We start from the raw sequence: 18,984 nt of genomic DNA on the forward strand, positions 1-18,984 counted from the left end.
GAGGGTATGCCTGTTTATCAAATTGATGGTCTGACGCCGGTCGTGCCTGAAGAGAGCTATGTTCACCCGACCGCGGTGCTGATTGGCGACGTGATCCTCGGCAAAGGTGTTTACGTAGGCCCCAACGCCAGCCTGCGCGGTGATTTTGGCCGGATCGTGGTGAAAGACGGCGCGAACATTCAGGATAACTGCGTGATGCACGGTTTTCCGGAGCAGGACACGGTGGTGGAAGAGGACGGGCATATCGGCCACAGCGCGATCCTGCACGGCTGCATTATCCGCCGTAATGCGCTGGTGGGGATGAATGCGGTGGTGATGGACGGAGCGACGATCGGCGAAAACAGCATCGTCGGGGCGGCGGCGTTTGTGAAGGCCAAAGCGGAAATGCCTGCGAATCACTTAATTCTTGGCAGTCCGGCGAAAGCGATTCGTGAGCTAAGCGCGCAGGAAATAGAGTGGAAAAAGCAGGGCACGCGGGAGTATCAGGTGCTGGTGGATCGCTGTAAGCAGACGCTGCATCAGGTAGAGCCGCTGCGGGAAGAAGAGCCCGGCCGCAAACGGCTGGTATTCGATGAGAACTTACGGCCCAAGTCGGCTGGCCGGGATAATTAACCATTTCTTGCCTGCGAAATAATGCAATGGCATAGGGATGCGTTAACGCGCAACAAATACCCTTTGGGGATAGTGTATAATTGAACGTTTCAGACCTGCATCCATAAAGGGATTTTGTTACCCTGACGCAGATCACGCCTCTCATTCAGAGCGGTCAATGCGTTTATGGAAGACACTATATGAGTGAAAACGACACTATCCCAAAGCAGTCCAAAAGCCAGATTAACAAAGCGGTATTTTACACATCTGCTTTGTTAATTTTCCTTCTTGTCGCCTTTGCCGCGATTTTCCCTGACGTTGCCGATAAAAACTTTAAGCTACTGCAACAGCAAATATTCACCAACGCCAGCTGGTTTTACATTCTTGCCGTCGCGCTGATTTTAATGAGTGTGACGTTCCTCGGCTTGTCCCGCTACGGCGATATTAAACTCGGGCCCGACCACTCCCAGCCTGACTTCAGCTACCACTCCTGGTTCGCCATGCTGTTCTCGGCGGGGATGGGGATCGGCCTGATGTTCTTCGGCGTGGCGGAGCCGGTCATGCACTACCTTTCCCCGCCGGTGGGGACACCTGAAACGGTCGCTGCGGCCAAAGAGGCCATGCGGCTGACATTCTTCCACTGGGGGCTGCACGCCTGGGCTATCTACGCCATCGTTGCGTTGATTCTGGCGTTCTTCAGCTACCGCCACGGCCTGCCTTTGACGCTTCGTTCGGCGCTTTATCCGATTATCGGCGACCGTATTTACGGCCCGATAGGTCATGCGGTGGATATCTTCGCGGTAATCGGCACCGTATTTGGCGTGGCGACCTCGTTAGGTTACGGCGTTTTACAGGTCAATGCCGGGCTGAACCACCTTTTTGGCGTGCCCATCAACGATACCGTGCAGGTGATCCTTATCGTCCTGATTACCGGGCTGGCGACCATTTCTGTGGTGTCCGGTCTGGATAAAGGCATTCGCATTTTATCAGAGCTCAATCTGGGGCTGGCGGTACTGCTGCTGGTGCTGGTGTTGTGCCTGGGGCCAACCGTACTCCTGCTGAAATCCTTTGTGGAAAATACCGGCGGATACCTGTCCGAGCTGGTGAGCAAGACGTTTAACCTGTACGCTTATGAACCGAAATCCAGCAACTGGCTGGGAGGCTGGACGCTGCTGTACTGGGGCTGGTGGCTGTCCTGGTCGCCGTTTGTCGGGATGTTCATTGCCCGTGTGTCCCGCGGCAGAACCATCCGCGAGTTCGTGACTGGCGTGCTGTTTGTCCCGGCGGGCTTTACCCTGATGTGGATGACGGTGTTCGGCAATAGCGCCATTTACCTCATCATGAACAAGGGAGCGTCCGATCTGGCGAATACCGTCCAGCAGGACGTGGCGCTGGCGCTGTTTAATTTCCTTGAGCATTTCCCGTTCTCTTCCGTGCTGTCATTTATCGCCATGGCGATGGTTATTGTCTTCTTTGTAACCTCCGCTGACTCCGGGGCGATGGTGGTGGATACCCTCGCGTCCGGCGGCGAGGCCAATACACCCGTCTGGCAGCGCATCTTCTGGGCCGCGCTGATGGGCGTAGTCGCTATCGCGCTGCTGCTCGCGGGCGGACTGAGTGCGCTGCAAACCGTGACCATCGCCAGCGCGCTACCGTTCTCGATGATCCTGCTGGTCTCAATCTATGGGTTGCTGAAGGCGCTCCGACGCGATTTGACCAAACGCGAGAGCCTGAGTATGGCCACGATCGCGCCGACAGCGGCCCGTAACCCCATTCCGTGGCAGCGCAGACTACGTAACATCGCCTACTTACCTAAACGCTCCCTGGTGAAACGCTTTATGGAAGAAGTGATCAAACCGGCCATGGTGCTGGTGCAGGATGAACTGAATAAGCAGGGAACGCAGAGCCATATCAGCGACGCGTCGGACGATCGTATTCGCCTTGAGGTGGATTTAGGCAATGAGCTGAATTTCATTTATGAAGTCAGGCTGCGTGGCTATAACTCGCCGACCTTCGCGCTAGCGGCCATGGAGAATGATGAGAATCAGGCAGAACAGCACCGGTACTATCGGGCAGAAATCTACCTCAAGGAAGGTGGGCAAAATTACGATGTGATGGGCTGGAACCAGGAGCAGTTAATTAACGATATCCTGGACCAGTATGAAAAACATCTGCACTTCCTGCACCTGGTGCGTTAATCAGCCAGCCCCTGAAGCATTCGCTTCAGGGGCGTAATTTAATACGCCTCCGGCAGCGGACGGTCTATCGACACCAGCTTTCCGCGCTTCATGGTGATATAGCCCCCGGCTTTAAGATCCGCCAGCACGCGAAAGACATGCGTTCGCGACAGGTTAGTGCGCTTGATGATAAACAGCGCCAGACCCTCATTCTCTCCGGTGTGGGTTTCCTGCCGATAAAGATAGCGATAGAGCATAGGTTTAATGGTCTGGTAGCTGGTGACCTGCCTGCGTTCGTTATGCAGGTCGATGGTGAATATCGACATGTAGGTCAGTATGGTGGCCAGCGCCTGCATGCGCTCAGGCCCACCCTGGAAAAATATCTGGTCGAAGTCGGCCCAGGATATTCTCACCAGTTTCACCCTGGCACTGCTGCGATATTCATACTTCGCCAGTGGACAATACCTTTCCATTAACCCGATCGGCATATACTCAATAGTATTGCCAATATTCAGCCCATCATCAGGCATTAATATCGTCAGTGACCCTTCAGTACAAAAATAAATATAGCCAGGTTCAACGGTGAGTTTTTTATTTGCGGCAACGGTTAAGACCTCGCCTTTACAAAGCATTTGCGGAAAAAATTGCCCAATATTGAGTTGCTGATAATAGGTATGGATATCCTGAAAATTCACGCTAAGCCTCTCCCCGCAACGTCTGCTATGGTAGCGAGTATAGCAGCAATAGCCCACGAATTACGAATCGATAAATAACCAGTCCCATATGGGACTATGAAGGGAAGGTATTCTGGTTAGAATGGTCCTCAATAAGTTCGCATTAAAATTATCCGCCACAATTAAATATCGCTGGCGGCGCAATTAATCTATGAGGCCATTTAATGAAATTAACGATAATCGCTAAACATCTGGCGCTGGCCGGTGTGTTGACGTCGCTGTCGCTTTCCGCGTTTGCGGAAGTACAGCCGCAGGATGCCACTCCTACAACCCAGCAGGCTAATAACGCCCTGTATAACAAATTACCGTTTGCCGATAAAACCGACTTTGAAAATGCCCATAAAGGCTTTATCGCCCCGCTGCCGCAAAACATGATCAAAGGCGAGCAGGGGAACGTTATCTGGAACCCGGCGAAATATGATTTCGTCAAAGAGGGTGAAAAAGCCCCGGATACGGTAAACCCGAGCCTGTGGCGTCAGTCACAGCTGATCAACATTGGCGGGCTGTTTAAGGTCACCGACGGCGTATATCAGATCCGTAATCTCGATCTCTCCAACATGACCATCATTGAGGGCGAGAAGGGCATTACCGTTATCGACCCGCTGTTAAGCGCTGAACCGGCGAAAGAAGCGCTGGATCTCTACTATGCAAACCGCGGCAAGAAACCGGTCGTCGCTGTGGTGATCACCCACAGCCACGTTGACCACTATGGCGGCCTGCGCGGCGTGGTTGACGAAGCTGACGTCAAGTCTGGCAAAGTGAAAATCTACGCGCCGGATGGCTTTATGAAAGAGGCGGTTTCCGAAAACATTATGGCCGGAAACGCGATGAGCCGCCGTGCGAGCTATATGTACGGCAACCTGCTGAAGCCGGATGCAAAAGGCCAGGTGGGTGCAGGCCTTGGCACCACCACCTCTGCGGGTACTGTCACCCTCATCCCGCCGACCGACTACATTACCCATACCGGTCAGGAAGAAGTGATCGACGGCTTGACCTACGACTTTATGATGGCGCCGGGTTCAGAAGCTCCGTCGGAGATGCTGTGGTACGTCAAAGAGAAGAAAATGATCGAGGCCGCAGAGGACGTGACCCATACTCTGCACAACACCTACTCCTTGCGCGGCGCGAAAATCCGCGACCCGCTGGCCTGGTCTAAGTACATTAACGCCGCCATTGAGCGCTGGGGCGCGGACGCGGAAGTGATTATTGCGCAGCACCACTGGCCGACCTGGGGTAACGAGAATATCGTCAAGCTGATGAAAGGCCAGCGCGATATGTACCGCTACATCAACGACCAGACCCTGCGTATGGCCAACAAAGGCCTGACTCGCGATGAGATCGCCGCAGAATTTAAGCTGCCGGAATCGCTCGAGAAACAGTGGGCAAGCCGCGGTTACTACGGCTCCGTTAGCCACGACGTCAAAGCCACTTACGTGTTTTATCTCGGCTGGTTCGACGGCAACCCGGCAACCCTCGACGAGCTGCCGCCTGAACAGGCTGCGAAGAAGTTCGTGCAGTACATGGGCGGCGCTGATGCCATCATGCAGAAAGCCAAAGCGGATTATCAGCAGGGTAATTACCGTTGGGTTGCTCAGGTGGTCAGCAAAGTGGTCTTTGCCGATCCTAACAACCAGGCTGCCCGTAATCTGGAAGCCGACGCGCTTGAGCAGTTAGGTTACCAGGCGGAGGCGGGCACCTGGCGTAACTTCTACCTGACCGGCGCGCAAGAACTGCGTAATGGCGTGAAGAAGCTGCCGACGCCGAACACCGCCAGCCCGGATACCGTGCGGGCGATGACCCCGGAAATGTTCTTCGACTACCTGGGTGTGCACATCAACGGGGTGCGTGCCGGTAACGCGAAGGCGGTCTTCAATGTCGATCTCGGTAAGGATGGCGGCAAATACAAGCTGGAGCTGGAAAACGGCGTGCTGAACCATACCGCCAACGCGCAGGCGAAGGATGCCGACGCAACTATCGCGCTTGACCGCACCACGCTGAACAACATCATCCTTAAGAAAGAGACGCTGAAGCAGGCGATGGATAAAGGTGACGTGAAGGTGAGTGGAAACGGGGCGAAGCTGGAAGAGATGCTGAGCTACATGGACAAATTTGACTTCTGGTTCAATATCGTAACGCCATAAGTTCAGGTTTCATCCACATAATCCTGGCGCCTTAGAAATAAGGCGCCATTTTTTTATTCACGCATCGCCAGCGCGCTGGCACTTGCCGGATCGAACAGCGAAATACTCTCGATCTGATCAAGCATGATCACCTTACGGAAATCCATAGCGCTTTTTGGCTCTGAGTCGAGCGTAACCTCATGCTCGGCGTACCATTTGCTGTAGTTGTGCTCAATACACAGCTGCATGTTCTCCCCGTCGCGGTAGCCGCTCAGCATCGGGATAAGCACGATATTGGCGGTTTTTTCATACTCCAGCGTGGCGGTATGGATCATGCCAATATAAATCCGCCGCGACTTCAGCGTGACGTGCGCAAGTTCACCTTCCTCCATGCACTGATAGAGCAGTTGTTCAATCCCGCTCGATTGCGCCAGCCGCTTGTAGAGCTTTTTCCGGCCTTCGCCGTCCAGCCGCGCGCTACCGGCCCAGTTAGAACGATAGAGACAAAACAGGATCGCAAAGGCCAGCATCACCACGACCGGAGCCTGAATTCCTAAAAAGCTCCAGTTCATAAAATCAATTTGCCAGTCGGCGTATTTTGCGGACGTGAAATGGAACGTGTTGTCGGCGGCGGAGAGGGCGAACAACAGCAGCCAGAGCAGGCCGGTGGCGATCACGCCCTGTAAAACGAAAATGCAGCCATACAGCGCCACAAGGAAATAGACATCCCAGCCGAATGAACGCTTAATTTTGAACCGGGTTGAGAGATCGCGGCTGGTGTACCAGTAGCCGCATACCATCAATACCATGAATATTGCCGTTCCCATTTCAGGCCCTCTTCAGCGCGTTGACATGGCGCAGAAAGTCCTGCCGAACCTCGTTACTTTTGTAGTTAACCGAGGCGTTTCCATCCTGATCGATGATGATGCGGTCGCCATCCTCTACGGCTTCGATAATTTCCTGGTGACTCATAACCTGCAACAAGGATTCCGGGCTGGAAAAGAGCGCCATCAGTAAATTTTTCATCGCGTGACATCCTTATGAATTAAAAGGATAAGTCTGGAAGATAAATGGCACCTTTGCCTTAAGGTTATCCCTAAAAAATAACGGCACGGCGGTGAGAATCTGCTTTTGACTCAAATTGGCACCTCAGGGAAAGTTTTTAAAATACTGAATTAAAAGAGGTATAAAAAATATATCTGCACAAACTTGGACAAATAACGCTAATTGTGTAAGTTTTAATTATGCGATTTCGCTACGTTGTTTACAGCCAGGATGTGACCCATGAGCACGTTGCCGTCCGTCATCAGTCGATTCGTTGATTATTACGCCACGCTGGATACCCAGCCACCTTCGGCGCTGGCAAAGATTTATCGCGCCGATGCCACGCTTATCGATCCCTTTGGCGAACACAGCGGGTTGTTCGCGATTCAGCGCTATTTCACTCACCTGCTGGCTAACGTCCAGCGGTGCCGCTTTACCGTCGATGCACCGTTGCAGCAGGGCGATCGCTTTGTTGTTACCTGGATGATGCACTGGTCGCACCCGCGTATTGCCCGGGGGGCAATGCGCCAGCTGCCGGGCTGCTCTGTGGTAGACATGCGCGACGATCGCATAGTTCGCCAGCGGGATTACTACGATGCCGGAGAGATGATTTACGAACATCTTCCGGTGCTCGGCTGGGCCGTACGCGGCGTGAAGCGGAGAGTGAAATCATGAAAACGGTTCTGATCACCGGCGCAAGCTCGGGCATAGGGGCCGGGCTGGCGAAATCTTTTGCCGACGATGGTTACCGGGTGATTGCCTGCGGGCGCGATGCGCAACGTCTGGCAGCTGTGCATCAGCACAGCCCCAACATTACGGTGCGCCTGTTCGATATGACAGACAGGGACGCCTGTCGCCAGGCGCTGGCGGACTGTGCTGCCGACACGGTGATTCTTTGCGCCGGAACCTGCGAGTATCTCGATCGCGGCGAGGTGGATGCCGCGTTGGTGGCGCGGGTCATGACCACCAATTTCATGGGGCCGGTAAACTGCCTTGCGGCGTTGCAGCCGCAGCTGATATCCGGCAACCGCGTGGTGCTGATCAGTTCGATGGCGCACTGGCTTCACTTCCCGCGAGCAGAAGCCTATGGCGCCTCTAAAGCGGCGTTAACCTGGTTTGCCGACACGCTGCGCCTCGACTGGGAGCCGAAAGGGATCGCCGTCACGGTCGTTTCACCTGGTTTTGTCGACACGCCGCTGACCCGAAAAAATGATTTCCCGATGCCGGGCCGGGTCAGCGTGGAGGACGCCGTCCATGCCATTCGTCGCGGTCTGGCAAAAGGGAAGGATCATATCGCGTTTCCCGCCGGGTTTAGCCTGGCGCTGCGCCTGCTCTCCGGTCTGCCCGATATACTTCAGCGCGCACTGCTGCGCAGGATGGTGCGACCATGAAGATCGCGATTATCGGCAGCGGTATCGCCGGGTTAACCTGTGCCTGGCGGCTCGCCGGACATCATCAGGTCACGCTGTTTGAAGCGCAGGCTACGCCGGGCGGGCATACCGCAACGGTGGATGTCGACACGCCGCAGGGCAACTTTGCCATCGACACCGGTTTTATTGTCTACAACGACCGCACCTATCCGCGCTTCATGGGGCTGCTGAGCGAACTGGGCATCAGCGGGCAAAAAACGCAGATGAGTTTTTCGGTACATAACCCGCAGAGCGGGCTGGAGTACAACGGCCACACGCTGACGTCGCTGTTCGCCCAGCGTCGTAATCTGTTAAACCCTGCCTTCTGGACGCTGCTGAAGGAGATCGTGCGCTTTAACCGGCTGGCGAAACAGACGCTCCGGGGTGACGTCAGCGAGTCCGCCACGCTGGAGACGTTCCTGCACCAGCACCGCTTCACGCCTTTTTTTGCGCGTCACTACATTCTGCCAATGGGGGCGGCTATCTGGTCATCCTCGCTACAGGAGATGAAACGCTTCCCGCTGCTGCTCTTTTTACGCTTTTTTGAAAACCACGGTCTGCTGGACATTACCCATCGTCCGCAGTGGTACGTGGTGCCGGGCGGCTCCCGGGAGTACATCCGCGCGATGATGGACAAGCTTGGCGATCGCCTGACGCTGCACCTCAATGCGCCGGTGCAGCAGGTTATTCGCCACGATCGCGGGGTTGATATAACGCGTGAGGGCGTAACAGACAACTTTGATCAGGTGATCTTCGCCTGCCACTCCGCTCAGGCGCTGGCGATGCTCGCCAGCCCAACGCAGGCTGAACGTGAGGTGCTGGGTGATATCGGCTGGCAGCGTAACGAGGTGGTGCTTCACAGCGATCCGCGCTGGCTGCCGGTGCGCAAGCGCGCGTGGGCGAGCTGGAACTACCGCCTCAGCGAGCAGGATCGGGCCAGCGCCTGCGTCACCTACAACATGAATATCTTACAGGGACTGCCGCCGGGTAGCCCGCTGTTTTGCGTCACCCTCAACCCGGAAACGCCGGTGGAAGAACGCTATGTGCTGCGCCGCTTTGTCTATGAGCATCCGCTTTTTAACCCGCAAAGCTGGCAAGCCCAGGCCCGGCGTGGCGAAATAAATGGTCGCCAGCGGAGCTGGTTTTGCGGCGCGTACTGGTACAACGGCTTCCACGAAGATGGGGTACGCAGTGCGCTGGATGTGGTAAACGCCATTGCGGCCGGGGAGGGCAACTGAGATGAACAGCTGCCTTTACCACGGCACATTGCGCCATCGCCGTCTTTCGCCAAAAGCGCACCACTTTACCTACAGCGTCTTTATGGCCTGGCTCGATCTCGATGAGCTGGACGCGCTGCCCTCCGTCGGCGTGCGCCGTAACCGCGTTGCGCCCGCGGCATTTTATGATGCGGACTACCCGCTGGGCACGCCGCTCAAAGAGCGCGTCCTTGAGCGTCTGGAAAATCTGACCGGCGAACGCCCGGCGGGGCGGGTCATGCTTCTAACCCAACTGCGTTATTTCGGCTTTCATTTTAACCCGGTCAATTTTTACTACTGCTATGACAGGGAAGACACCCTGCGCTGGGTTCTCGCCGAAGTCCGCAACACGCCGTGGAATGAACGACACTACTATGCGGTAGCGGGGCGGGACACCCCGCCGACGGAAAAAGCGTTTCACGTCTCGCCCTTTAATCCGATGGACATGGTCTACCACTGGCGCTTCAACAGTCCGGCCAGCACGCTGCGCATGCATATCGAAAACCATCAGGAGACGAAGGTGTTTGATGCCACTCTGACGCTGCGCCGGGAGCCGCTGACGCGCGCAGCGCTGCGGTCGCTGCTGGCGCGGATCCCGTTGATGACTCTCAAAACCGTTTTCGCCATTTACTGGCAGGCGCTCAGGTTGTGGCTGAAGCGCGTGCCGCTGCATAACCATCCCCTAAGCAGGAGTGAACGCTCATGACCGATCCCGTCTTTGCGCTTGAACCCGATATCCCGCGCAACGTCCGCGTCGCGCGATGGCTGCTTTTTCGCCTGCTGAACGGGCTGCGCGGCGGCTCGCTGACGCTGCGTGAAGGCGCGCAGACATTCCAGTTCGGCGACGCCTCCACCGCGCTTCACGCTGAGGTGCAGGTACTCGCGCCGGGCGTCTACTGGCGCATTCTAACCGGGGGCAGCCTCGCCGCGGCACAAGCGTGGATGGATGGCGACTGGGAGACGGCCCACCTGACGCCGCTGCTGGAGCTGATAGCGCGCAATAGCCAGATCCTCGGGCAACTGGAAAAAGGGTTTCGCCTTCTCGGGAAACCGGTAGAGCGGCTACGGCACTGGATGCGGCGCAACTCCCGCGCGCAGGCACGGGAAAATATTGCCGCCCATTACGATTTGGGCAACGCCTTTTACGCCCATTTCCTTGATGAACAACTCCTTTACTCCAGCGCGCTGTTTACCGGGGAAGAGCAGGATCTGGCAGCGGCTCAGCAGGCAAAAATGGCCAGGCTGTGCGACCAACTGGCGCTCACCGCAAACGATCATCTGCTGGAGATTGGTACCGGCTGGGGGGCGATGGCGGAATATGCCGCCCGTCATTATGGCTGCCGGGTCACAACTACCACGCTATCGCAGGAGCAGTACCACTGGGCCACCGCGCGGATCGCGCGGGCAGGTTTACAGGATCGCGTTGAGGTGCTGCTCTGCGACTACCGCGATCTGACCGGAGTGTACGATAAGCTGGTGTCGGTTGAGATGATTGAAGCCGTCGGCCAACGCTACCTGCCAACGTTTTTCCGCACCTGCCAGGCGCGTCTGCGTCCGGGCGGGCGGATGGCGATTCAGGCCATCACCATTCAGGATCAGCGTTATCGCGACTACAGCAAAAGCGTCGATTTTATTCAGCGCTACATCTTCCCCGGCGGCTTTTTGCCCAGCATCACCGCCATGAATGAACTGATGACCCGCCATACCGATTTTGTCGTGCGTAACCTCTTCGATATGGGGCCGGACTACGCCCGCACGCTGGCGCACTGGCGTCAGCGCTTCGTTCACGCCTGGCAGGAGATTGAAAAGCTCGGATTTGATGACCGTTTCCGCCGGATGTGGCTGTACTACCTCGGCTACTGTGAAGCCGGGTTTAACGCCCGCACCATCAGCGTGGTGCAACTGACTGCGGAACGCGTATGAAGCGCTACGGGCAGGTCTTTCTGCTGGCCATCGGGTTTGATCTCTACTGGACGCTGGTGGTGCTGTTTCGCGAGCAGGGGCTGGTCATCTGGATCGCGCTGGCGCTGATTGCCTGGCTGTTGTTACCGCCATCACACCGGGTATACGCCCTTGTGCTGGCGGCGTCGGGCGCGATGCTGGACGCCCTCTGGGCGCTGACGGGGCTGATTTCATTCACTGGCACGTCTCTGATGCCGCTATGGATGGTGGCGCTGTGGCTGATGTTTGCCACCGTCTGGACGCAACTGACCCGCACGACCACCTTGCCGGGCTGGCTGCTGACGGCGCTGGCGACCCTGGGCGGGCCGCTGGCCTACCTGTTTGGCGAGCGTCTGGGGGCCATCACGTTCCTGGATCCGACTTTTATCGTCGTCAGCTGGATGATCCCGGGCTGGCTGGTGCTGATGCTGTTTTTCCACCTGCTGATGGGGAGACAACAATGAGACATCTGTTACTCGCGCTCGCGCTAACCGTTATGGCCTGTAACGCGCAGGCGGCAGACTGGCTGAGCTGGCGCAAGGTAGGCGATGCCACCCTCACCTGGGGGCCGTTTACCGTTTATACCTCTCAGCTGCTGACGCCCGACGGCAGCTATACAGGAACAGACAGCGATAACGCGCTGATTATCACCTATGCCCGGGATATCGATGGCGACGACCTGGTCGAGGCGACCCGCGACCAGTGGCAGGCGCAGGGCATTTTGCAGCAGGAGCCGCAGAGTGAAGCCTGGCTGCGGATGCTAAAAGCGCTCTGGCCCGACGTCACGCCCGGCACGCAGCTCGCGTTTGTGGTTAATAACGGTCAGGGGCAATTCTGGTATCGCCCCACGGCGTCGCAGAAAAAATTTACGCCCCTCGGGCCGCGCCAGTCGGCAGCGTTTAGCTCGCGCTTTCTGGCGATCTGGCTCGATCCCCGCACCGAGTATCCTGAACTGCGTCAGCAGTTAATCGGAGGACCACAATGAAACGAGTCCTGTTAATGGCGCTTACACTGACAATGCTGGTGGCCGGGTGCAGCACAGAAGTGACCGAGTATCGTCAGCAGCAGCCAAGGCTTGATATTTTCCACTACTTCCAGGGCAAAACCGAGGCGTGGGGGATGGTGCAGGACCGCAGCGGTAAGCAGATCCGCCGTTTTCACGTCGAGATCGCCGGAGATGTCATCGGCGATACGCTGACGCTGAACGAGCATTTTGTCTATGACGATGGCGAAAAGCAGCAGCGCGTCTGGCATATTCGCCGCATTGGCCACGATCGTTACGAAGGCACGGCGGGTGACATAGAAGGTGTCGCGACAGGTCAGGTTTCGGGCAACGCCCTTAACTGGCGCTACAGCATGAACGTGAAGGCGGACGGCAAAACCTGGCTGCTGCACTTTGATGACTGGATGTATTTGCAGGACAGCACCCGTCTGTTCAATAAAACCGAGATGAAGAAATTTGGCGTCACCGTCGCCACGGTGACGCTGTTCTTTACCCGCAAAGAGGGCGGTTAATCCTCTTCGGGCTGAGGTTTACTGCTTGAGTAGATGAAGAAGAGCGCGATACTCAGGCAGACGACGGCCCCGAAACGGCTCGCTGAAAACGGAATGGCTTCATTGTTCAGCCAGCCAAAGTTATCAATCAGCATGCTCATGGCCAGCTGACCCAGGATCACCGCTACCGTGGCAACGGCGGTGCCGATACGCTGCACCGCGAGCACCATAATCACTATATAGGGCACGCCGCACAGGGCGCCCAGAAGCTGCCACTTGGGCACATCCATCAGGCTGACCGCCTGTTTCGGCTCAAAAAAGAAAATGAGCAGGGCGGTTACCAGCGCGCCGACGGAAAAGGTCAGAAACGCGCTTTTGAATACCCCCACGCTGCTGCCTAATTGCCCGTTAATGGCAGCCTGAATGCTCAGCGTCGCGCCGCCAATCACCGCCAGAATAATCATAATCACTGTCATAACGTTACCCCTGCGCCACGAGAATGAGCGCGGTGATGATAAATCCCAGCGCAATAATGCGTTTTGTATCGATCCTGCGGTGCGGCGTACCCAGCAGGCCATAGTGGTCAATAATCAGGCTTTTAAAGACCTGGCCTGCCAGAATGCCGATCATCGTCATAGCAATACCGATCGCTGGCGTGGCAATGGTGAGAATGATGACGTAGACCGGGCCGAGCACGCCGCCCAGCAGGTGCCATGACGGCTGCGCAAAAAATGAGGGACTGTTGCGGGGGCTGAAAAACAGCATCAGCAGAAACGTCAGCCCGGTTCCCACGCTAAATATGCTGAACGCCGCCCACAGGTCGCCCACCTCCGCGCCCAGCGGCCCCAGCAGCCCGGCTTCCACGGACAACCCCATGCCGCCGGCAATCACCAGTAAAATTAAAATAATGTGCATAACGCTTTTTCTCCTTTTTCCAGGCGGAGAAGATTACGTCTGAACATCATTGAGAAAAATGCCATAATGCAGGAAACACCTGTGCAGGAAATGCATTAATGATGGATGCCGGACATATCAGCGTTCGCGCGCTGCTGATCTTCATCGACGTTTATGAAACGCAGAATTTTTCCGTGGTGGCGAGGCGGGAAGGGATTTCTGCGTCGCAGGTTTCCCGCATGATCCACCAGCTTGAGGACGCCCTCGGGCAACAGCTTTTCTACCGCAACACGCGGGCGATTATGCCCACAGAGAGCGGGCATCTTTTTGTGCGCTATGCCCGGGCGATGGCCGGAAATCTGGAGGATGCGCGACGCGAGCTGGATGAACGCGCCCGCGAGCCGTCGGGCACGCTGCGTATCAATGGCCCGGTCTTTTTCGGACAACGGCACATCGCGCCGGGCCTGCCGGGGCTTCTGGCGCGTTATCCTCGTCTCTCCATTGAACTGACCCTCACCGACGATTTTATCGATCCGCACCGCGACGCCGCGGACGTTATCTTCCGCATCGGCGCGCTGACGGACTCCTCGTTTCACGCCCGGGTGTTCGGTCAGCAGTTCTACCATCTGGCGGCCTCGCCGGACTATCTGCAAAAACATGGCGCGCCCGACGGGCCGGACGATCTCAGTCGTCACCACTGTCTGGTTTACCGCGGTTCGTCCGGGCCTAACCGCTGGCTGATCCGGCAGCCGGGCGAGGCGTGGGTTCACTATCCCATCGTACCGCTGATGACTTCCAATAACGCGGAAACGCTCCTGATTGCGGCGCTGGGCGGCATGGGCGTTGTGCTATTCCCGGACTGGATGGTGAGCGAACGGCTCAAAAGCGGTGAGCTGGTGGCACTGCTGCCGGAAATGGAGTGTTCTATTAATACGGAGCCACTGACGATTGCGGCGATTTACCCGAACGCGCGTCATCCGCCCCTGAACGTCAGGGCGGTGATTGACTACTATATTGAGCGGTTCGGTACGCCACTGTACTGGCAAACCTGAAGGTTAGCGGGCAAGCTCGCGACGGATAATGTCAGCCCCGGCGCTTAATGCCTTCAGCTTACCGTTGGCGACCTGGCGGGAAAGGGGAGCCATGCCGCAGTTGGTGGACGGATAGAGCTTGTCTGCATCAACAAACTGCAACGCCTTGCGTAGCGTATCGGCCACCTCTTCCGGCGTTTCGATGGTCTGGGTGGCGACGTCAATTGCCCCGACCATCACTTTTTTACCGCGGATAAGCTCCAGCAGATCCATCGGCACGCGCGAGTTGTGGCACTCCAGCGAGATGATATCGATCTTTGAGGTCTGCAACTTTGGAAACGCCTCTTCATACTGGCGCCACTCGGAGCCGAGCGTTTTTTTCCAGTCCGTATTGGCTTTGATGCCGTACCCGTAGCAGATATGTACTGCGGTTTCGCATTTCAGCCCTTCAATGGCGCGCTCCAGCGCGGCGATGCCCCAGTCATTCACTTCGTCGAAAAAGACGTTAAAAGCAGGTTCGTCGAACTGAATAATGTCAACGCCGGCCGCCTCCAGCTCGCGGGCTTCCTGATTAAGAATTTTTGCGAACTCCCAGGCCAGCTTTTCGCGGCTTTTATAGTGTGCATCGTATAGCGTGTCGATCATGGTCATCGGGCCAGGCAGCGCCCACTTGATCGGCTTATCCGTCAGCTGGCGAAGGTATTTCGCGTCGTCTACAAACACCGGTTTCTGGCGCGCCACCGCGTCTACCACGGTCGGCACGCTCGCATCGTAACGGTTACGGATCCGCACCGTCTGACGATTTTCAAAATCCACGCCGCTGAGATGTTCAATAAAGGTGGTGACGAAATGCTGGCGGGTTTGTTCCCCGTCGCTGACGATATCAATCCCGGCGCGAATCTGTTCATCCAGAGACAAACGCAGCGCATCCTGTTTCCCTGCCAGTAATTCCTCGTCCTGGAGTTTCCACGGCGACCAGAGCGTTTCCGGCTGCGCAAGCCAGGTGGGTTTCGGCAGGCTGCCAGCCGTCGATGTCGGGAGCAATGTTTTCATAAGAAGAACCTTTTATTCGTATTAAATTAAAGCGTGAAGTGATGAGACCACTGCTCAAGAAGGGTTTTATAGGGTTTGATGAACCGCTCTTCGGTATATTTACCCTGTTCAATGGCCAGCCGGCTGCGCTCTTCACGGTCATAGACGATTTTTGTTAATGAGTGATCCTGCTGATTCAGGTCGGGCTGATAGCACTGTCCCGCAGCGGAATTGGCATTGTAAATTTCTGGTCGATAGATCTTCTGGAACGTCTCCATGGTGCTGATGGTGCCGATCAGTTCCAGATTGGTGTAATCACGCAATAAATCGCCGGTGAAGAAGAAGGCAAATGGCGCGACGCTGTTTTCCGGCATGAAATAGCGAACCTTGAGGCCCATCTTCGCGAAGTACTGTTCCGTTAGCGACTCGCCGTCCGGCTGGTACTCATACCCCAGCACCGGGTGGTGGTTACCGGTACGACGATAGGTGTCTTTGCTGGAGACGCTCAGGCAGATCACCGGCGCTTTTTTAAAGTTCGCCTGATATTCCGCAGAATGAATGAAGCTTTTAAAGATATTGCCGTGCAGCTCGCCAAAATTCTCGGGAAGGGTAAAACGGGGCTGATCTTTATTATGTTCCAGCAGCAGGACGCTGAAATCATAGTCACGAACATAGGATGAGAAGTTATTCCCGACGATGCCTTCGATGCGCTCGTGGGTCTTTTTATCCACAATCGTCGTTTGCAGAATTTCGATGGCCGGGAAAGTAAAATCGCCGCCGATATTCATATCGACTGAAATAATCTCCAGCTCGACGGCATAGCGATCGGCTTTCGGGTTATCCCAGCTCGCCAGCGCGTTAAAGCGGTTGTTGATCATCACCAGCGTATTGCGCAGGTTCTCCTGACGCTTCTCGCCACGCGCCAGGTTGGCGAAGTTGGTGGTGGTGCGCGTGTTTTCTGACGGGTTATAATTTTCATCAAAGCAACTGCGCTTAAGGGTAAATGTGAAAGCCTGACTCATTTGGTTATGCATCCTAAGTTCATGTTGCCTAAACGTTATCAATGCATAATTTATGCCTGAGCCACTGGCGCAGGGGAAGTGACTTAATTTCACTGCGTCATGAGGGTTCTTCATGAACTGCGCGATTCAGGTATAATCCCCCGACATTTCCAACCGGTTTAAACGATCATGACAAAACTCACCCTACAAGAGCAGATGCTGAAAGCGGGCTTAGTCAGCAGTAAAAAGATGGCGAAGGTTCAGCGCACGGCGAAAAAATCCCGCGTCCAGGCTCGCGAGGCGAGAGAGGCTGTTGAAGAGAACAAGAAAGCCCAGCTGGAGCGTGATAAGCAGCTGAGCGAACAGCAAAAACAGGCGGTGCTGGCAAAAGAGTTCAGGGCGCAGGTGAAGCAGCTGATTGAGATGAACCGCATCACCGTGGCGAAGGGCAACATTACCTTTAACTTTACCGATGGCAGCCTGATCAAAAAAATCGACGTCGATAAGCAGACGCAAACCCAACTGATCAACGGTCGTCTGGCGATTGCCCGACTGGTGATTAACGCGAATGGCGACTGTGATTACGCGATTATCCCGGCGGTGGTGGCGGATAAAATTGCCCAGCGCGATGCGGACAGCATTGTGCTAAACAGCGCGCTGAGTCAGGAAGAGCAGGACGAAGACGATCCGTACGCAGACTTCAAAATCCCTGACGATTTAATGTGGTAAACCTCGTTCAGAATGGCGCGGCGTGACGGGCATTCATGGTCTCGCCGCTCAGCGGATGAATAAAACTCAGAACGCTTGCATGCAGCATCAGCCGGGGCGTTTCTTCCGCCCCCGGCCATTCCAGACCCCCATACAGATCGCACCCCAGAATAGGATGGCCTAACTGCTGGCAGTGAATGCGCAGCTGGTGGGTGCGCCCGGTCTCCGGGGTAAGCTCAACCCGCGTCAACGGCATTGTCGTATCCTGGTAAATACGTTCCATCACCCGATAGCGGGAGCGAGCGGGCTTACCGGTGCGGGCACAGATCGTCATCAGCGGAAACAGCGCCGGATCTTTGGCAATCGGGGCATCCACGGTCCCTTCGTCCTGTTCCACATGTCCGCACAACAGGGCGGTGTAAACCTTGGTCACGGCGCGCTGGCTGAACTGGTGGCAAAGCGCGGCGTTAATCGCTTTGTTACGTGCAATCACCATCAGGCCCGAAGTGCCAAAATCAAGACGATGCACCAGCGTGCAGCCGGGAAAGGTTTGCACCAGACGGTGGTGGACGGAATCGCGGTTTTGCGGATTTTTCCCGGACAGGCTGAGCAGACCAGAGGGTTTGTTGATCAGCAGCAGATGCTCGTCCTGCCAGAGGATCTCAATGTCGTCGTGACAGGGTGGTGCAATAAACGTATCGATTATGACAGACATCAGGCCGCCGGGCTGGAGAGTGGGTGCGGATGATAACGAAATACGGGGGAAAGAAAAACCCTCCCACCGGGCGGTGAGAGGGGGAAAATTTAGGCTGCGACCAGGCTGTCGATAGCGGCTTTCGCGTCGGTCTGCGCTTTGGTGGCCACTTCCGGGCCGTAAGCGATACCTTCAGCGAACACGAAGTTCACGTCGGTAATGCCGATGAAGCCCAGGAACAACGTCATGTACGGTGCGACCAGATCGGTAGGGGTATCTTTGTGAATACCGCCGCGGCTGGTCAGGACGATAGCGCGTTTACCTTTCACCAGACCTTCCGGCCCGTTCTCGGTGTAACGGAAGGTTACGCCAGCGCGCGCCACCAGGTCGAAGTAGTTCTTCAGCTGCGTAGGAATGTTGAAGTTATACATTGGGGCGTTGATCACGATAACGTCGTGGGCCTGCAACTCAGCAATCAGTTCGTCGGAGAGCGCCAGGGCTTCCTGCTGACGTGGGGTGAGAGGCGCATCGCTCGGACGCAGCGCGCCAACCAGCTCGCCGTCCAGCACAGGAATCGGGTTTGCTGCCAGGTCACGCACGGTGATTTCATCCGCGCTGTGCTGTTCACGCCACTGTTCAACGAAATAGTCAGCCAGCTGACCAGACTGTGAATACCCTGCCAGAATACTGGATTTCAACACTAATACTTTGCTCATGGGAATTTCCTGTTTTGTATTTGATTGAGGGGGTTGCCCCGTTGCTTGTTGACACTTTATTCACAATACTGCCACAGGGATAGCGCAATATATCGAAGCCTATGTTCGAATTTTTTGAATAAGGCGCGAAAAGCACTGATGT

Annotated in this window: 22 protein-coding genes; 13 read left to right on the forward strand and 9 right to left on the reverse strand. The window is 56.0% G+C overall.

Translation table 11 applies throughout. The annotated features are described in order from the left end of the window. Positions 1–6 precede the first annotated feature (6 nt). Complete coding sequence (gene paaY, locus IM282_RS07090) at positions 7–612, forward strand: phenylacetic acid degradation protein PaaY (protein WP_023300036.1); 606 nt, start codon at positions 7–9, stop codon at positions 610–612. A 179-nt stretch (positions 613–791) separates the two neighbouring features. Next, positions 792–2,789, forward strand: a complete 1,998-nt coding sequence (locus IM282_RS07095) for a choline BCCT transporter BetT (protein WP_023306141.1) — start codon at positions 792–794, stop codon at positions 2,787–2,789. A gap of 38 nt (positions 2,790–2,827) precedes the next feature. On the opposite strand, the gene IM282_RS07100 is transcribed toward IM282_RS07095, so the two are convergent. After that, positions 2,828–3,463, reverse strand: coding sequence for a helix-turn-helix domain-containing protein (locus tag IM282_RS07100; protein ID WP_023300038.1), 636 nt, complete (start codon positions 3,461–3,463; stop codon positions 2,828–2,830). Between the two features lie 203 nt (positions 3,464–3,666). Between IM282_RS07100 and IM282_RS07105 the strand changes: the two genes are divergently transcribed. Beyond that, the gene (locus IM282_RS07105) at positions 3,667–5,643 is read left to right on the forward strand and encodes an alkyl/aryl-sulfatase (protein ID WP_022648033.1); all 1,977 of its coding nucleotides are present in this window, start codon (positions 3,667–3,669) and stop codon (positions 5,641–5,643) included. Between the two features lie 53 nt (positions 5,644–5,696). Here the strand turns inward: IM282_RS07105 and IM282_RS07110 are convergent, their stop codons facing one another. After that, on the reverse strand, positions 5,697–6,449 hold the full coding sequence (locus tag IM282_RS07110; protein ID WP_022648034.1) for a hypothetical protein: 753 nt from the start codon (positions 6,447–6,449) through the stop codon (positions 5,697–5,699). Between the two features lies 1 nt (position 6,450). Next, positions 6,451–6,648, reverse strand: coding sequence for a hypothetical protein (locus IM282_RS07115; protein ID WP_022648035.1), 198 nt, complete (start codon positions 6,646–6,648; stop codon positions 6,451–6,453). A gap of 258 nt (positions 6,649–6,906) precedes the next feature. Between IM282_RS07115 and IM282_RS07120 the strand changes: the two genes are divergently transcribed. From IM282_RS07120 to IM282_RS07155, 8 genes are read left to right on the forward strand one after another with little or no spacing between them, the layout of a single operon-like run. Next, entirely contained in the window at positions 6,907–7,341 is a 435-nt protein-coding gene (locus IM282_RS07120) for a nuclear transport factor 2 family protein (RefSeq protein WP_022648036.1), read from the forward strand. Beyond that, positions 7,338–8,057, forward strand: coding sequence for an SDR family NAD(P)-dependent oxidoreductase (locus IM282_RS07125; protein ID WP_171935806.1), 720 nt, complete (start codon positions 7,338–7,340; stop codon positions 8,055–8,057). The genes IM282_RS07120 and IM282_RS07125 overlap by 4 nt, the downstream gene beginning before the upstream one ends. After that, positions 8,054–9,313, forward strand: coding sequence for an NAD(P)/FAD-dependent oxidoreductase (locus IM282_RS07130; protein WP_192970273.1), 1,260 nt, complete (start codon positions 8,054–8,056; stop codon positions 9,311–9,313). Before IM282_RS07125 ends, IM282_RS07130 begins: the two co-directional genes overlap by 4 nt. Before the next feature lies 1 nt (position 9,314). Next, on the forward strand, positions 9,315–10,037 hold the full coding sequence (locus IM282_RS07135) for a DUF1365 domain-containing protein (RefSeq protein ID WP_192970274.1): 723 nt from the start codon (positions 9,315–9,317) through the stop codon (positions 10,035–10,037). Then, positions 10,034–11,254, forward strand: coding sequence for a cyclopropane-fatty-acyl-phospholipid synthase family protein (locus tag IM282_RS07140; RefSeq protein ID WP_108367525.1), 1,221 nt, complete (start codon positions 10,034–10,036; stop codon positions 11,252–11,254). The genes IM282_RS07135 and IM282_RS07140 overlap by 4 nt, the downstream gene beginning before the upstream one ends. After that, the gene (locus IM282_RS07145; RefSeq protein WP_046621641.1) at positions 11,251–11,736 is read left to right on the forward strand and encodes a DUF2878 domain-containing protein; all 486 of its coding nucleotides are present in this window, start codon (positions 11,251–11,253) and stop codon (positions 11,734–11,736) included. Before IM282_RS07140 ends, IM282_RS07145 begins: the two co-directional genes overlap by 4 nt. Further along, positions 11,733–12,257, forward strand: a complete 525-nt coding sequence (locus tag IM282_RS07150; protein WP_045309114.1) for a hypothetical protein — start codon at positions 11,733–11,735, stop codon at positions 12,255–12,257. The genes IM282_RS07145 and IM282_RS07150 overlap by 4 nt, the downstream gene beginning before the upstream one ends. Then, positions 12,254–12,787 carry a DUF3833 domain-containing protein gene (locus IM282_RS07155; protein ID WP_063841499.1) on the forward strand — a complete coding sequence of 178 codons (534 nt, stop codon included), beginning with the start codon at positions 12,254–12,256 and terminating at the stop codon, positions 12,785–12,787. The genes IM282_RS07150 and IM282_RS07155 overlap by 4 nt, the downstream gene beginning before the upstream one ends. Here the strand turns inward: IM282_RS07155 and IM282_RS07160 are convergent. After that, complete coding sequence (locus IM282_RS07160; protein ID WP_022648044.1) at positions 12,784–13,242, reverse strand: DMT family transporter; 459 nt, start codon at positions 13,240–13,242, stop codon at positions 12,784–12,786. The genes IM282_RS07155 and IM282_RS07160 overlap by 4 nt on opposite strands. A gap of 4 nt (positions 13,243–13,246) precedes the next feature. After that, entirely contained in the window at positions 13,247–13,681 is a 435-nt protein-coding gene (locus IM282_RS07165; RefSeq protein ID WP_063148850.1) for a DMT family transporter, read from the reverse strand. A 98-nt stretch (positions 13,682–13,779) separates the two neighbouring features. On the opposite strand from IM282_RS07165, the gene IM282_RS07170 reads away from it, so the two are divergent. Further along, positions 13,780–14,712, forward strand: a complete 933-nt coding sequence (locus tag IM282_RS07170) for a LysR family transcriptional regulator (RefSeq protein ID WP_046621637.1) — start codon at positions 13,780–13,782, stop codon at positions 14,710–14,712. Between the two features lie 3 nt (positions 14,713–14,715). Here IM282_RS07170 and IM282_RS07175 read toward each other — a convergent pair whose 3' ends face one another. Then, positions 14,716–15,744 carry a methionine synthase gene (locus tag IM282_RS07175; RefSeq protein WP_003857302.1) on the reverse strand — a complete coding sequence of 343 codons (1,029 nt, stop codon included), beginning with the start codon at positions 15,742–15,744 and terminating at the stop codon, positions 14,716–14,718. Between the two features lie 26 nt (positions 15,745–15,770). Beyond that, positions 15,771–16,745, reverse strand: a complete 975-nt coding sequence (locus IM282_RS07180) for a DUF1852 domain-containing protein (RefSeq protein WP_063147385.1) — start codon at positions 16,743–16,745, stop codon at positions 15,771–15,773. Between the two features lie 168 nt (positions 16,746–16,913). On the opposite strand from IM282_RS07180, the gene IM282_RS07185 reads away from it, so the two are divergent. Continuing rightward, positions 16,914–17,453 carry a DUF2058 domain-containing protein gene (locus tag IM282_RS07185; RefSeq protein WP_022648048.1) on the forward strand — a complete coding sequence of 180 codons (540 nt, stop codon included), beginning with the start codon at positions 16,914–16,916 and terminating at the stop codon, positions 17,451–17,453. Positions 17,454–17,460: 7 nt separating this feature from the next. Here IM282_RS07185 and IM282_RS07190 read toward each other — a convergent pair whose 3' ends face one another. Together IM282_RS07190 and azoR are read right to left on the reverse strand one after the other, a co-directional pair. Next, a complete protein-coding gene (locus IM282_RS07190; protein WP_023300051.1) occupies positions 17,461–18,147 on the reverse strand; it encodes an RluA family pseudouridine synthase in 687 nt (228 codons plus the stop codon). Positions 18,148–18,236: 89 nt separating this feature from the next. Beyond that, positions 18,237–18,842 (reverse strand): FMN-dependent NADH-azoreductase, encoded by a 606-nt coding sequence (gene azoR / locus IM282_RS07195; protein ID WP_022648050.1) that lies wholly within the window; start codon positions 18,840–18,842, stop codon positions 18,237–18,239. Positions 18,843–18,984: the final 142 nt, after the last annotated feature.

The organism is Enterobacter cloacae complex sp. P29RS, assembly GCF_014893445.1.
Classification (GTDB): Bacteria; Pseudomonadota; Gammaproteobacteria; order Enterobacterales; family Enterobacteriaceae; genus Enterobacter; species Enterobacter intestinihominis.